The sequence below is a fragment of the Rhodococcus sp. (in: high G+C Gram-positive bacteria) genome (assembly GCF_049286785.1).
Lineage (GTDB): Bacteria > Actinomycetota > Actinomycetes > Mycobacteriales > Mycobacteriaceae > Rhodococcus_F.
Genome location: NZ_JBAQEO010000905.1, coordinates 1 through 11,915 on the forward strand (window position 1 = coordinate 1; position 11,915 = coordinate 11,915).

Annotated in this window: 13 protein-coding genes and 1 pseudogene; 4 read left to right on the top strand and 10 right to left on the bottom strand. The window is 66.2% G+C overall.

Annotated features, from left to right (window positions below):
• The 5 genes from WAW17_RS32630 to pdhA all read right to left on the bottom strand — a co-directional run.
• A partial coding sequence (locus WAW17_RS32630) for a hypothetical protein (protein WP_422336966.1) occupies positions 1–541 on the bottom strand: 541 nt, incomplete at its 3' end.
• 32 nt (positions 542–573) lie between these two features.
• Positions 574–1,800 (bottom strand): MFS transporter, encoded by a 1,227-nt coding sequence (locus WAW17_RS32635; RefSeq protein ID WP_422336967.1) that lies wholly within the window; start codon positions 1,798–1,800, stop codon positions 574–576.
• A 35-nt stretch (positions 1,801–1,835) separates the two neighbouring features.
• On the bottom strand, positions 1,836–3,089 hold the full coding sequence (locus WAW17_RS32640) for a dihydrolipoamide acetyltransferase family protein (protein WP_422336968.1): 1,254 nt from the start codon (positions 3,087–3,089) through the stop codon (positions 1,836–1,838).
• A gap of 2 nt (positions 3,090–3,091) precedes the next feature.
• A complete protein-coding gene (locus WAW17_RS32645; RefSeq protein WP_422336969.1) occupies positions 3,092–4,075 on the bottom strand; it encodes an alpha-ketoacid dehydrogenase subunit beta in 984 nt (327 codons plus the stop codon).
• Positions 4,072–5,169: a pyruvate dehydrogenase (acetyl-transferring) E1 component subunit alpha gene (pdhA, locus tag WAW17_RS32650; RefSeq protein ID WP_422336970.1), complete on the bottom strand. Its 1,098-nt coding sequence runs from the start codon at positions 5,167–5,169 to the stop codon at positions 4,072–4,074. The genes WAW17_RS32645 and pdhA overlap by 4 nt, the downstream gene beginning before the upstream one ends.
• A gap of 180 nt (positions 5,170–5,349) precedes the next feature.
• Here pdhA and WAW17_RS32655 point away from each other — a divergent pair, with 180 nt between their 5' ends.
• Together WAW17_RS32655 and WAW17_RS32660 are read left to right on the top strand one after the other, a co-directional pair.
• Positions 5,350–5,820, top strand: a complete 471-nt coding sequence (locus tag WAW17_RS32655; RefSeq protein WP_422336971.1) for an Lrp/AsnC family transcriptional regulator — start codon at positions 5,350–5,352, stop codon at positions 5,818–5,820.
• A 156-nt stretch (positions 5,821–5,976) separates the two neighbouring features.
• Positions 5,977–7,032: a phosphotransferase family protein gene (locus WAW17_RS32660; protein ID WP_422336972.1), complete on the top strand. Its 1,056-nt coding sequence runs from the start codon at positions 5,977–5,979 to the stop codon at positions 7,030–7,032.
• An 11-nt stretch (positions 7,033–7,043) separates the two neighbouring features.
• Here the strand turns inward: WAW17_RS32660 and WAW17_RS32665 are convergent, their stop codons facing one another.
• Genes WAW17_RS32665 through WAW17_RS32675 form a run of 3 tightly spaced genes read right to left on the bottom strand, consistent with a single transcriptional unit; the run spans position 7,044 to position 8,823 of the window.
• A complete protein-coding gene (locus WAW17_RS32665; protein WP_422336973.1) occupies positions 7,044–7,505 on the bottom strand; it encodes an acyl-CoA thioesterase in 462 nt (153 codons plus the stop codon).
• A 41-nt stretch (positions 7,506–7,546) separates the two neighbouring features.
• Positions 7,547–8,011, bottom strand: coding sequence for a DUF6328 family protein (locus WAW17_RS32670; protein ID WP_422336974.1), 465 nt, complete (start codon positions 8,009–8,011; stop codon positions 7,547–7,549).
• Complete coding sequence (locus WAW17_RS32675; protein ID WP_422336975.1) at positions 8,008–8,823, bottom strand: shikimate 5-dehydrogenase; 816 nt, start codon at positions 8,821–8,823, stop codon at positions 8,008–8,010. The genes WAW17_RS32670 and WAW17_RS32675 overlap by 4 nt, the downstream gene beginning before the upstream one ends.
• 85 nt (positions 8,824–8,908) lie before the next feature.
• On the opposite strand from WAW17_RS32675, the gene WAW17_RS32680 reads away from it, so the two are divergent.
• Positions 8,909–10,450: a molybdopterin-dependent oxidoreductase gene (locus WAW17_RS32680; RefSeq protein WP_422336976.1), complete on the top strand. Its 1,542-nt coding sequence runs from the start codon at positions 8,909–8,911 to the stop codon at positions 10,448–10,450.
• Positions 10,451–10,499: 49 nt separating this feature from the next.
• Here the strand turns inward: WAW17_RS32680 and WAW17_RS32685 are convergent, their stop codons facing one another.
• A complete protein-coding gene (locus tag WAW17_RS32685; protein WP_422336977.1) occupies positions 10,500–11,198 on the bottom strand; it encodes an HNH endonuclease family protein in 699 nt (232 codons plus the stop codon).
• A gap of 64 nt (positions 11,199–11,262) precedes the next feature.
• Entirely contained in the window at positions 11,263–11,580 is a 318-nt protein-coding gene (locus WAW17_RS32690) for a hypothetical protein (protein ID WP_422336978.1), read from the bottom strand.
• Positions 11,581–11,699: 119 nt separating this feature from the next.
• On the opposite strand from WAW17_RS32690, the pseudogene WAW17_RS32695 reads away from it, so the two are divergent.
• Positions 11,700–11,915 (top strand): annotated as a pseudogene (locus WAW17_RS32695) (tryptophan-rich sensory protein); the annotation flags it as partial.

Consider the following 11,915-nt stretch of genomic DNA (forward strand, 5'->3'; position numbering starts at 1 on the left):
CCATGAGGGCCGAGGCCACGGCCCACCAGATCGCTGCGACGACAACGCTCGCCGCCAGGCCGTACACGCCGATCGGCTCCACCACGGCGGCGGCGCCCGCGACCCCCAGCACGAGGGCGAAACCCAGGCCCGCGACGACGGGGCGGAATCGGGGCGCAGCCACCAGAATCGCCGAACCGTACAGCGCGACGACGGCGACGAGGTGCCCGCTCGGAAGCAGGGCGGACGGCGTATCCGCCGCCCAGACCTGGATCGCGGCGTTGGAGAGGTTGGCGCCGAGACACAGCGTCAACACGGCGCCGATCCCGTAGGACAGTGTCCGCATCATTGCGACGACGGCAAGAACAACCGTCGCGGCGAGGACGGTGGTGACATCGATCGCCGCTATCGCCGGGATCGCGATGGGTCGGAGCGCCTCGGGCAGGACGAGGTGCGGTGACTCGGGACTGACGAGATAGAGCGCGCACAGCACCGCGACACCCGCGACGGCGAGTGCGGAGTGGCAAACGCTGCGGCGCAGCGTGCTGGTCGATGCGATCATGATTTCCACCATGCCAAGCGATACTGAACGAACTATGAGTGCCCGCCGTGACGTCGGTGTGCGATGGGCGGGGTGCGGCGCACGACACCCGCGCACGCTGCAGCGATCAGAGCGCAGACCAAGGGGACCGTCATCGCCGCGGTGAGGGGTATCACCCGGGTGATCCAGCCGATGGTCGCCGGACCGGCAAGGAATCCCACGTAGCCCAGGCCCACCACTCGTGACATGTTGGTGCCCGCGGAGCCCGTGCCGAGGTTGCCGGCAGCGGTGAAGATCTGGGGGACGCAGCCGGACAACCCGAGCCCGAACAGCGCCCAGCCCGCGATCGTGAGCGGCAGGATCTCGGACACCACGACCAGCAGCATTCCCGCGGCGGCGAGCAAGGTGCCGTAGCGGACCACCGCTACCGGGCCGACTGCGGCGCTCACGCGGTCGGCCGTGAATCTGCCGACGGTCATCGTGACGGAGAAGGCGCCGAACGCGAGCGCGGCGACCGCATCCGACGCGTCCAGGTGTTCCTTCACCTGCAGGCTGCTCCAGTCGTTCGCGACTCCCTCGGAGAGCATCAGCACGAAGGCGATCCCGCCGAGCGCCAGAACCCGGGGGGAGAAATGGCCGTGGGCCCTCTCCGAGGTATGGACCTGCCTGCCGTCGCGGGGTCGCCCCTGCATCAGCCGACGCGAGGAGACCCCGACGACGACGAGGCCGATACCACCGGCCAGGAGAAGTGCGGTCGCCGGCGCCCATCCGGCGGCGAGGGTCGCGGCTCCCACGAGGGATCCGGCGACGCCGCCGAGGGAGAAAAGAGCGTGGAATGCGGACAGGATCGGCCGACCGTAGCCCTGCTCGACCTCGACGGCCTGGGAATTCATCGATACATCCAGCGCGCCGTTGGCGAATCCGAACACCACGAGGGCGAGTCCGAGTTGCCATGCGCCGGTGGCCGTACCCGGACCGAACGTGGCCACCGACAGTGCGAGGCCTGCCACGATGACCATTCGCCTGCTCCCGAAGCGGTCGGCCAGGGGACCGCTGAGCTGCATTCCCCCGATCGCTCCCAGAGCCAGCAGAAGCAGTAGTGAGCCGAGAGTGGAGTGGCTGATCCCGGTCCGATTCTCGATGGCCGGGATATGCACCACCCACATGCCGAGCAGAAACCCGTTGATCCCGAAAATTCCGAAGATTGCGGCCCGCGCGTGTCGCAGCGCTTCTGCCGACCGTGCGTGCTTGTTCACCGCGGAAGGTTGACAAGTACTCACGGGGCCAACGGTACCGAGCGTCCGGAATACGATCGTCAGAGGTGCGCGAGCAGTGCGGCGGGGTCGTGCAGCATCGCCGCAACGGACGAGAGGAACCGAGAGCCCTCTTCCCCGTCGACCACCCGGTGGTCGAAGGACACGCTCAGTGTGGTCACCCAGCGCACCGCGAGTTCATCGCCCAGCACCCAGGGGCGCTTCGCAACGCTGCCCAGGCACAGAATGGCCGATTCGCCAGGATTCAGGATCGGTGTGCCGGCATCCACACCGAACACCCCGACATTGGTGATCGACACCGTGCCGCCGGTCAGTTGCGACGGCAAGGACTTGCCCCGGCGTGCGGTGCCGGTCAGTTCGTTGATCGCCCGGGACAGTTCCACCAGATTCAGGGTCTGCGCCTCCTTGATGTGGGGAACCACCAGGCCGCGGGGTGTCGCGACGGCGATGCCGAGATTGACATAGTGCTTGGTCACGATCTCCTGGGCATTCTCGTCCCAGGACGCATTGAGGCTCGGATTGTCGCGCAGTGCCACGATCAGTGCCTTCGCGACGAGGCTGAGCGGTGTCAGCGTCACTCCCTCGAAGGCGGGGAGGTGGCGGAGCCGGTCCAGCAGTTCCATCGACCGCGTCACCTCGACGGTGACGAACTCCGTGACGTGCGGCGCGGTGAACGCGCTGCGGACCATTGCCGCTGCCGTCGCCTTCCGCACACCCCGGATGGGAGTGCGGGTTTCACGTTCCGTCGAATGCGCATGCACGTCGTCACGGGTGACGGCGCCGGACGGACCGGTCCCCGCGACGAGCGTGAGGTCGACTCCGAGTTCACGGGCGGCAAGCCTGGCCGCCGGTGTGGCGTCGCGACGCGAACCGATGGGGGACTCCTCCGGTTCCGGAGCAGAGGCCTTCCGTCGTCCCCGCTTGCTGCGCTCGGTGACCGCCGGGCCGTATCCCACCAGTACCGGAGTCCGGCCGGGCGATCCTGGGGGTGCCGATTCTGGGGGCGCCGAGTGGGTGGCGATGCGGATGAGCGGAGTGCCCACCGGCACCGTGGTCCCGGCGGGAACGAGAAGCTCCTCCACGACTCCTGCGTACGGTGACGGCAACTCCACCAGCGCCTTGGCCGTTTCGACCTCGCCGATCACCTGATTGAGGTCGATGCGCTGGCCCACTTCGACGGACCACGACACCACCTCGGCCTCGGTCAGGCCTTCACCGAGATCGGGGAGGCGAAATTCCTGCGACCGAGATTCCTGGGACACCGGGACCTCTCCTTTCGCCTTCGGGCAGGGCATGTTCAGGCAGCGAGACTGCGATCGACGGCGTCGAGCAGGCGGTCGGCGTCGGGCAGGTGGTGTCGTTCGAGCTTGGCGGGCGGATAGGGGATGTCGAATCCGCCGACACGCAGGACGGGGGCCTCGAGCTGGTAGAAACACCGTTCCGAGATGCGGGCTGCGATTTCCGAGCCGAGTCCGAGGAAGGTCGGCGCCTCGTGCGCGACGACGAGGCGTCCCGTCTTGCGGACCGACCCCTCGATGGTGGCGAAATCGACGGGAGACAGGGACCTCAGGTCGACGACCTCCAGCGAGTGCCCTTCTTCCGCGGCGATGTCGGCCGCAGAGAGCGCGGTCGGTACAACGGAGCCGTACGTCACGATTGTGGCGTCCGTGCCTTCCCGCACCACCCGGGCCTGATGCAGCGGCAGGTCGGGTCCGGCGTCGATATCGAAGTCGGCTTTGTCCCAGTAACGCCGCTTGGGTTCGAAGAACACGACGGGATCGTCGGCGGCCACCGACTGCCGGATCATGTGAAACGCGTCGACCGGATTGCTCGGGGTCACCACACGCAGTCCGGCGGTGTGCGCGAAGTAGGTTTCCGGAGACTCCGAATGGTGCTCGACGGCGCCGATTCCGCCGCCATAGGGAATCCGGATGGTGAGCGGTGCCGTCACTCGTCCCCGGGTGCGGTAGTGGATCTTGGCGACCTGCGACACGATCTGGTCGAAGGCCGGATACACGAAACCGTCGAACTGGATCTCGCAGACGGGGCGGTATCCGCGCAGCGCCATGCCGAAGGCCGTTCCGATGATCCCCGACTCGGCCAGCGGTGTGTCGATCACCCGCTTGTCCCCGAAATCCTTCTGGAGCGTGTCGGTGACGCGGAAGACCCCACCGAGCCGGCCCACGTCCTCGCCCATGATCACGACTGCGGGGTCGTGTTCGAGTGCGCGCCGAAGCCCGGCGTTCAGCGCCGCCGCAAGGGTCATCGTGGTGGTGGTCATGACGCGGCCTCCTCGGTGGCGCCGAAACCGGCGAGATACGCGGCATACTGCTCGCGCTCCTCGTCGATCAGTGGGTGTCCGGTGACATAGACGTGGTCGAACAGCTCGAGCGGTTCGGGGTCGGGGGAGTGGAGGGTGCCGGAGCGCAACCGCGCCGCCACGTCGTCAGCGGCGGCCCGGACGCTGGCTGCGAACGCGTCGTCGAGCAGACCTTCCCGGTCCAGGAGCAGCCGGACCCGCTCGATGGGGTCGCGGGCTTTCCATATCTCGGTTTCGGCGGCAGCCCGGTATCTGGTGGGATCGTCCGAGGTGGTGTGCGGGCCCATGCGATAGGTGATGGCCTCGATGAACGAGGGCCCACTGCCCTCGCGAGCCCTCGAGACGGCCTGCCGGGTGACGGCGAGCACCGCGAGAACGTCGTTGCCGTCCACCCGGATCGACGGCATGCCGTAGCCCGCCGCCCGCTGCGCGATCGGGACGGGACTCTGAAGGTGCACCGGTTCGCTGATCGCCCACTGATTGTTCTGGCAGAAGAAGACGACGGGTGCGTTGAAGCTCATCGAGAAACCGAGAGCCTCGGCGATGTCGCCCTGGCTGGTTGCGCCGTCGCCGAAGTAGGCGATGGTTGCGATCTCGGCGCCGTCCAGGTGGGCTCCGATGGCGTACCCGGTGGCGTGCAGACCCTGAGCGCCGACGACGATCGCCGGGTTGGTCACGTTCACGGCGTCCGGGTCCCAGCCGGAGTGGGTGCATCCGCGCCACATGCGGGTCATGGCCGCCGGATCCACGCCCCGGCAGTAGGCGACGGCATGTTCGCGGTAACTGATGAAGGCATAGTCGTCGGGATGTAGGGCGCGTGCGGAACCGACCTGCGCGGCTTCCTGTCCGAGCATGGGAGCCCACAGACCGAGCTCGCCCTGCCGTTGCAGGGCAGTGGCCTCGGTGTCGATACGGCGCGTGACCACGAGATCCTGGTACAGGCCGCGTAGCTGCTCGGGTCCGATGTCGCGGACCAGACGGGTGTAGTCGGGCCGGTGGACCCGTCGGCCGTCCGGCTGTATGAGCTGGACCGGGTAGGCAATCTTGTCGACCATCGGATTCACCTCGCGTCGTCGAGTCCGTCGACCTTGTGAGCCTCCGGACGTGCTCTGCAGCCGGGCAGATCTGTGCCCTACATCACAGCATCCACGCGGACGCGAAGTGCGCAAGTGGTTCTGTCGAGATCGAGCAGAATGCTCAGTCATGGAGGGGCCGGAGGTGTCATACTGCGCCTTATGACCACTGTGGATTCCACCGACGCACGCTTGCTGCTGCACCTGTCCGAGCACCCGCGCGCGACGGGTGTGGAGCTGGCGCAGCATCTCGGACTGTCCCGGAACACCGTGCAGGCGAGGTTGTCTCGCTGGGAGGCGACCGGCGTCCTCGGTACCTTCGATCGCCGGGTCGATCCGCGGGCCCTCGGCTACCCGCTCGCCGCGTACGTGGCGACCCGGGTGGATCAGCATCGACTCGACGACGTGGTCGACGCGCTCGCCGACATTCCGGAGGTTGTGGAGGTGGCCGGTATGACCGGCGAGACGGATCTCTCGGTGAAGGTGGTGGCCCGCGACGCCGACGACCTGTATCGGCTCGCGGGCCAGATCCTGAAGATACCCGGCGTCGAGCGCACCAACATGGCGCTGGTGATGCGTGAACTCGTCGGCCCCCGCATGGCGCCGTTGCTCGAGCGGCTGGCAGGACAGTAGGGGCTATCGCAGAGAGGGCCTTGCGTGGCGCGAAGTCCGCGGTCGTCACCGCCCGATGAAAGTGGAAGTGCCGTTGCCTCTCCAGCCTTGTTCGCAGGATTATCCTTGCTCGACCGGAGCTCTTACCTGCGACGGCAGCAGGTTCTCGGCGCGCGGATGCCTGGACCGGTTAGCATCGAGCGCGTGACTGCTGTGGGGCTGAACGAAGATGCCGTGTCCGCGTGGATTGCCGGACTCGGTGTAGGGGCGATTGCGCCGCTGAGTTTCGAGCGGATCGGCAACGGTCAGTCGAATCTCACGTACGCGGTCAGCGATTCGGGTGGTGGCCGGTGGGTACTTCGCCGTCCGCCGCTCGGGCATCTGCTGGCGTCGGCTCACGATGTGGTTCGGGAGCATCGGATTCTGTCCTCGTTGCAGGGGTCGGACGTGCCGGTGCCGAAGGTTCTGGGTCTCACCGAGGATCCCGAGGTGACCGATGCGCCGTTGATGTTGATGAGCTACGTCGCGGGAGAGGTGATCGACAGCATCGGGGTGGCCAAAAGGCTGACACCCGAGCAGCGGCACGCTGTGGGGCTCGCCATGCCGAGGACGCTCGCGAAGATTCACGGTGTCGATTTGGCAGACGCGGGACTCGAGGACCTGGCCAGCCACAAGCCTTATGCGGCAAGGCAGTTGAAGCGGTGGATGGATCAGTGGGAGAAGTCGCGCACGCGCGAGGTCCCGCAGATCGAAGAACTGGCGAAGGTGCTGCAGCGGAACATGCCCGAGCAGGGCGAACTGTCGCTGGTGCACGGCGACTTCCATCTCAGTAACGTCATCACCTCCCCCGAGCACGGCGACGTGGTCGCGGTGGTCGACTGGGAGTTGTGCACGCTCGGTGATCCCCTCGCCGACGTCGGCGCGCTGCTCGCGTACTGGCCCGAGGCCGGTGACGCGGAGCCCGGTCCGTTCCCCGCGTCGACCCTCGAGGGTTTCCCCAACCGGGCCGAACTGGTGGAAACCTACGTCCTCGAGACCGGCCGGGACGTCACCGATGTGGGTTACTGGCATGTGCTGGCGCTGTGGAAGCTCGCGATCATCGCGGAGGGCGTATTGCGCCGGGTGAGCGACGATCCCCGGAACATGGCCGAACACGGTGCACCCACGATCGCACTGATCGACGGAATCGTCACCAGGGCTGTCGAGACGGCGGAGGCCGAAGGGCTCCGCTGATCCCCGGGGGCCTAGTCGGTGCCGGCTACTACCAACAGCGTTGCTGCACTTCGGATTTCGGCAGGAATCGGGACCGGTTTGCGAGTCTGCGCGTCGACATAGACGTGGACGAAGCGGCCCAGCGCGGCGAGCTCGAGGGTGTCGTCGTTCTCCCGAAAGATCGCGAGCGCGTAGACGATACTCCGGTTGCCGAGCTTCTCGATCGACAGCCCCACCTGCAGGCGGTCCGGGAACGTCAGTTCACTGACGTACCTGCAGGACGTTTCGGCGACGATACCGATCGCAGGCAGGTTGCGGATGTCGATGCCCGTCGTCGCGATCAGCCAGCCGTTGACGGCGGTGTCGAAGTACGAGTAGTACGTGACGTTGTTGACATGTCCGTAGTGGTCGTTGTCGGCCCAGCGTGTCGGAACAGCCCACAGGGCAGGGAAGTGGGCCGCGGTGGGCAGTTCAGTGGCGTCGTCGGTTGTCATCGATTCGACCCTAGCGCCTCCCGGTGGCGGGCAGGTTACTCCTAGCCGGTGTCGTCTTCGCGCAGGATCAGCCGGGGAACGACGAACCACAGGGACACGAACATCACGCCGGACAGTGCTCCGATCGTCAGCGCGACCCAACCGCCCACCGCCACTTCGGTTATCAGCAGTACCGTCCCGGTCATCGTCGCGCCGAGGAAGCGCATACCCCACAGCGCGCACAGGTTGGCGATCGTCAAGATGCTCTCCCGGCGGCCACGGCGGAACAGCACCCGGTGCCACACCGCGGGAGCGATGAGGAGTGCTGCCGACACGGTGGCGAGGAGCACCGTGCCCAGATGGAGCATGCGGATCGCGAACGACTTTTCCTGATAGGACTCCGTGAAGGCGACCGCGAGAAGGAACGCGAACAGAATTTGCACACCGGCCTGCGCAACCCGCAGTTCCTGAAGCAGCTCGCTGAAATTGCGGGCGAGTCGCTGCGCACGAGTCTCGGCATCGCTCACGACCGTGAGTACTCCGCGGCTCTGCGTACTTCCTCCGGAGAGGGACGCGCGCCCGTGTAGAGGAAGAATTGCTCGGCGGCCTGCAGAGCAATGACTTCGGCGCCGGTGATGACGGTCTTTCCGTGTTCGGCCGCCGCCCGGATCAAGGGCGTGTGGGACGGCATCGCGACCACGTCGAATACGGTCTCGGCTGCCTCGATCGCATCGAGCGTGAATGGCAGGCTGCCGGCCTCCGAACCCCCTGCCATCCCAACCGGGGTGGCGTTGATCAGCAAGCCCGCGCGGGTAGCTCCCAGAGTGGGCCGCCAGGTGAATCCATACCGGCCGGCGAGGGCTGCGCCCGTGTTCTCGTTTCGGGCCACCACGGTGACGTCGGTGAAACCGTAGTCACGCACCGCGGCGCTCACCGCTTTCGCCATCCCGCCGCTACCTGTGATCGCGACGGAGAGGGAATGATGCACACCATTGTCGCGTAACAGTTGTGCGACAGCCTGGTAGTCGGTGTTGTAGGCGTGCAGTGTGTCGTTGTCGTTGACGACGGTGTTGACGGAATCGATCACCGAGGCCGATTCGTGCATGACGTCGACGTATTCGATGATCTCCTCCTTGAACGGCATCGACACCCCGCAGCCGCGAATGCCGAGAGCACGGATGCCGGTGACCGCGCCCTGGAGATCAGTGGTCGTGAACGCCTTGTACACGTAATTCAGACCCAGCTCGCCATACAGATAGTTGTGAAACCGAGTGCCGATGTTGCTCGGGCGTCCGGAAAGGGATATGCACAGCCGCGTGTCCTTGTCGAGCTGGTTCATCTACTGAATGCTAGTGGCGTCGGGCCCGTCCGTGACTGTCTCTGTTCCGAATACACCGGGACGACACAAAAGGGGTAGGGCTGCCATGACGAGGACCGGAAGGCGACGCCATCTGTTCTCCCGCGCGTGTGCCGGAGTGATCGCGGCGGGCGTGGTGCTGGGTTCGGCGGAGTTGCTGTCTCTGGCGATCGACCCGGATTCGTCTCCCTTCTATGCGGTGGGGTCCACGACCGTCGATCGCAGCCCGGCCTGGGCGCGTGAGTTCGCCATCGAGACGTTCGGCACCAATGACAAACCGGCGCTCTTCGTGGGAATGACGATCTTGATCGTGCTGCTCTCGGCGGTGGCAGGCATTGTGGAGCGGCCGCGTGCGCCGTACGGCAGCGCCATCCTCACCGCACTGGGACTGGTCGGGGTGTACGCAGCCACGTCACGCCCGGGTGCCACCTGGGTGTACGCAGTGCCGACACTGGTCGGTGTCGTCGCCGGCATCCTGGTCCTCCGCCTACTGACCGCCACCGCCACGGTCCCGGAGCAGGCCGACGTCACGGATTCGTGGCTGCCCCGGCGCAACTTCCTGTTGCTTGCTGCTACCGCAACCGCAGTGGCGGCCGCCGCCGGCGCCCTCGGACGGCGGCTCGGGCAACAGATCGCTGGAGCCGTGGACAATCGCCGCGCATTCAGGGTTCCCGCGGCGGCGGACACGGCGCCGCCGATCGCTCCGGGCACCGACATCGGAGTTCCCGGTGCGACACCGTTCGTGACGTCGAACGAGGACTTCTACCGCATCGACACGGCCCTGCGGGTTCCGCAGCTGACCACCGACGACTGGCAACTGCGTATCCACGGCATGGTCGATCGGGAACTCACGTTGGCGTGGGACGATCTTGCGGCACGCACTCCGATCGAACGGGTGATCACGTTGACGTGTGTGTCGAACGAGGTCGGGGGAAACCTGGCCGGCAACGCCACCTGGATCGGTTACCGCATCAAAGACATTCTCGACGAAGTCGGGGTGCACGCAGATTCCGACATGCTGTTGTCGACGAGTGTCGACGGCTTCACAGCAGGTACTCCCGTCGAGGTTCTGCGCGACGGGCGCGATGCAATTCTCGCGGTGGCGATGAACGGTGATCCACTCCCGTTCGAGCACGGATATCCGGTGCGTCAAGTGGTCCCCGGTCTCTACGGTTACGTGTCGGCCACCAAATGGGTGGTGGATTGGGAACTCACACGATTCGACAGGGCGGAGGCGTATTGGACCAAGCGGGGCTGGGGGGAGAAGGGGCCGATCAAGACTGCGTCGAGGATCGACGTTCCGGCGTCGTTCGAGCCGACGGATCCCGGCCCCGTTCGCGTGGCCGGCACTGCGTGGGCACAACACCGCGGTATCGCGAAGGTGGAGATCCGTGTCGACAACGGTGAGTGGCAGACGGCCACGCTCGCACCGCAGTACACCATCGATACATGGCGCCAGTGGACGTGGAATTGGGAAGCCACGTCCGGACTGCACACCCTGCAGGTCCGGGCAACCGATCTCGACGGCAATGTACAGGTGGAGGAGCGGAACCCGCCTGTCCCCGACGGATCCACCGGTTGGCACACCCGCTCGTTCACCGTGTCCTGACGGCTGATTGTGAATCACGGAACGGCCGGTCAGCCCCCGGAACGGCCGGTCATGGACACCGCGCCGCCACACCGGCGAGTGCGTCGTGATCGGCGTCGGTGACCGGCAGGGCATAGGCCACTGCGACGGTGAGGTACTTGCCCGCGTAGAAGCAGTGGTATGCCGGGTCGGGAGGTAACCACTCGGCAGGAGTTCGATCTCCCTTGTCCTGGTTGTCTTCGCCGTTCACGGCGAGCAGGTTGAAGGCGATGTCGTTGGCGAACCGCACGCGAGTGTCCCGTGGCCAGGTGGCCGCACCCATGTCCCAGGCGGCGGCCAGTGGGTAGACATGATCGATCTGAACGGCCTTGGCATCGCGCCGTTCGAAATCGATCGTGTCTCCGGAATAGGGATCGGCGAGAACGCCACTCAGCACCACGCACTCCTGGGTGCCTTCGCGGAACGTCACAGATCGCAGATCGAGGGCGAGCACGTTGTTGCGGGTGTCGCACCCGTCGTGACCGCCGGCGGCGTCGTTGTCGTCGGTCCAGGCGGGACCGAACACGCACAGTTCCGCTCCGGAACACCCGCGTTGATATCCGCCGGGGTGCGGCCGGGATCCGACGGTCCGGACCTGTCCCAGCAGCTGTTCCAGCTGGGTCCGGGACGGGCTGCCCGGTGCGGGCGCAGCACGATTCATGTCGAGAATCGACACCCCGCACCCGCTCACCAGCACTGCCGACATCACCACGGCATACAGAACTCTCATGCGTCCCCCCAAGGCGCTCGACGAGTCTTCGAGTGGGGACAGTATCGAGCGCGTCACCGACAACTCAAGTGAAAGGCAGGCGCACCGACGCAATGGAGGACAGGTGTGCGCCGTCGTGGCCGATCAACCAGGACCCACCGCTCTGCCGGCACTCCGCCAGGACGTCCAGGGTGCGGAGGAGGAAGAAGATGGCGTCGCTGGGCACCGGGGTGATCGCGAGGCGATGCGCCTCACCATGTTTCATCCCGTCGAGCCAGACACCGGACTGCCCGTCCAGGCGAATGGTGACTATGTGAGTGACATCGACGAAGGCATACTTACGCTGCTCCCACGGGGTGGTGAGTGAATACCCCTGTTCGAGAACCTGGATCAGGATGCTCATTGCGGACGCCCGATTCTTCCGACGGCGGCTGTTCATATTCCAGCATCTACCTGCCGGGGCTCGAACGCCATCATCGGAAAATCCGTCGGCGACGAGCGATGGCTGGATAGGTTGGGGGCATGAGTCCATCGACCGGGCAAGCGCATCGTGACGGTGTGCGCGTGGCAGCCGTGTGTGTGGCGGCCGTCATCGCGATCGTCGGTTCGTCCATCGGCTCCGGGGCCGTGGTGGGAACTCCGATCTCGGAAGCCGCGGACGGGGCGCTCTCGGCCGACGCCACGGCTGTCGCTCCCGGCGGGCCCGCGTTCTCGATCTGGTCGCTGATCTATCTCGGT

What these genes read in the sequence shown, in the direction of transcription:
- WAW17_RS32640 (WP_422336968.1), bottom strand. Translation starts at nt 3,089, where the DNA reads ATGCCCTGCCCGAAGGCGAAAGGAGAGGTCCCGGTGTCCCAGGAATCT.
- WAW17_RS32645 (WP_422336969.1), bottom strand. Translation starts at nt 4,075, where the DNA reads ATGACCACCACCACGATGACCCTTGCGGCGGCGCTGAACGCCGGGCTT.
- pdhA (WP_422336970.1), bottom strand. Translation starts at nt 5,169, where the DNA reads ATGGTCGACAAGATTGCCTACCCGGTCCAGCTCATACAGCCGGACGGC.
- WAW17_RS32655 (WP_422336971.1), top strand. Translation starts at nt 5,350, where the DNA reads ATGACCACTGTGGATTCCACCGACGCACGCTTGCTGCTGCACCTGTCC.
- WAW17_RS32660 (WP_422336972.1), top strand. Translation starts at nt 5,977, where the DNA reads ATGCCTGGACCGGTTAGCATCGAGCGCGTGACTGCTGTGGGGCTGAAC.
- WAW17_RS32665 (WP_422336973.1), bottom strand. Translation starts at nt 7,505, where the DNA reads ATGACAACCGACGACGCCACTGAACTGCCCACCGCGGCCCACTTCCCT.
- WAW17_RS32675 (WP_422336975.1), bottom strand. Translation starts at nt 8,823, where the DNA reads ATGAACCAGCTCGACAAGGACACGCGGCTGTGCATATCCCTTTCCGGA.
- WAW17_RS32680 (WP_422336976.1), top strand. Translation starts at nt 8,909, where the DNA reads ATGACGAGGACCGGAAGGCGACGCCATCTGTTCTCCCGCGCGTGTGCC.
- WAW17_RS32685 (WP_422336977.1), bottom strand. Translation starts at nt 11,198, where the DNA reads ATGAGAGTTCTGTATGCCGTGGTGATGTCGGCAGTGCTGGTGAGCGGG.
- WAW17_RS32690 (WP_422336978.1), bottom strand. Translation starts at nt 11,580, where the DNA reads ATGAGCATCCTGATCCAGGTTCTCGAACAGGGGTATTCACTCACCACC.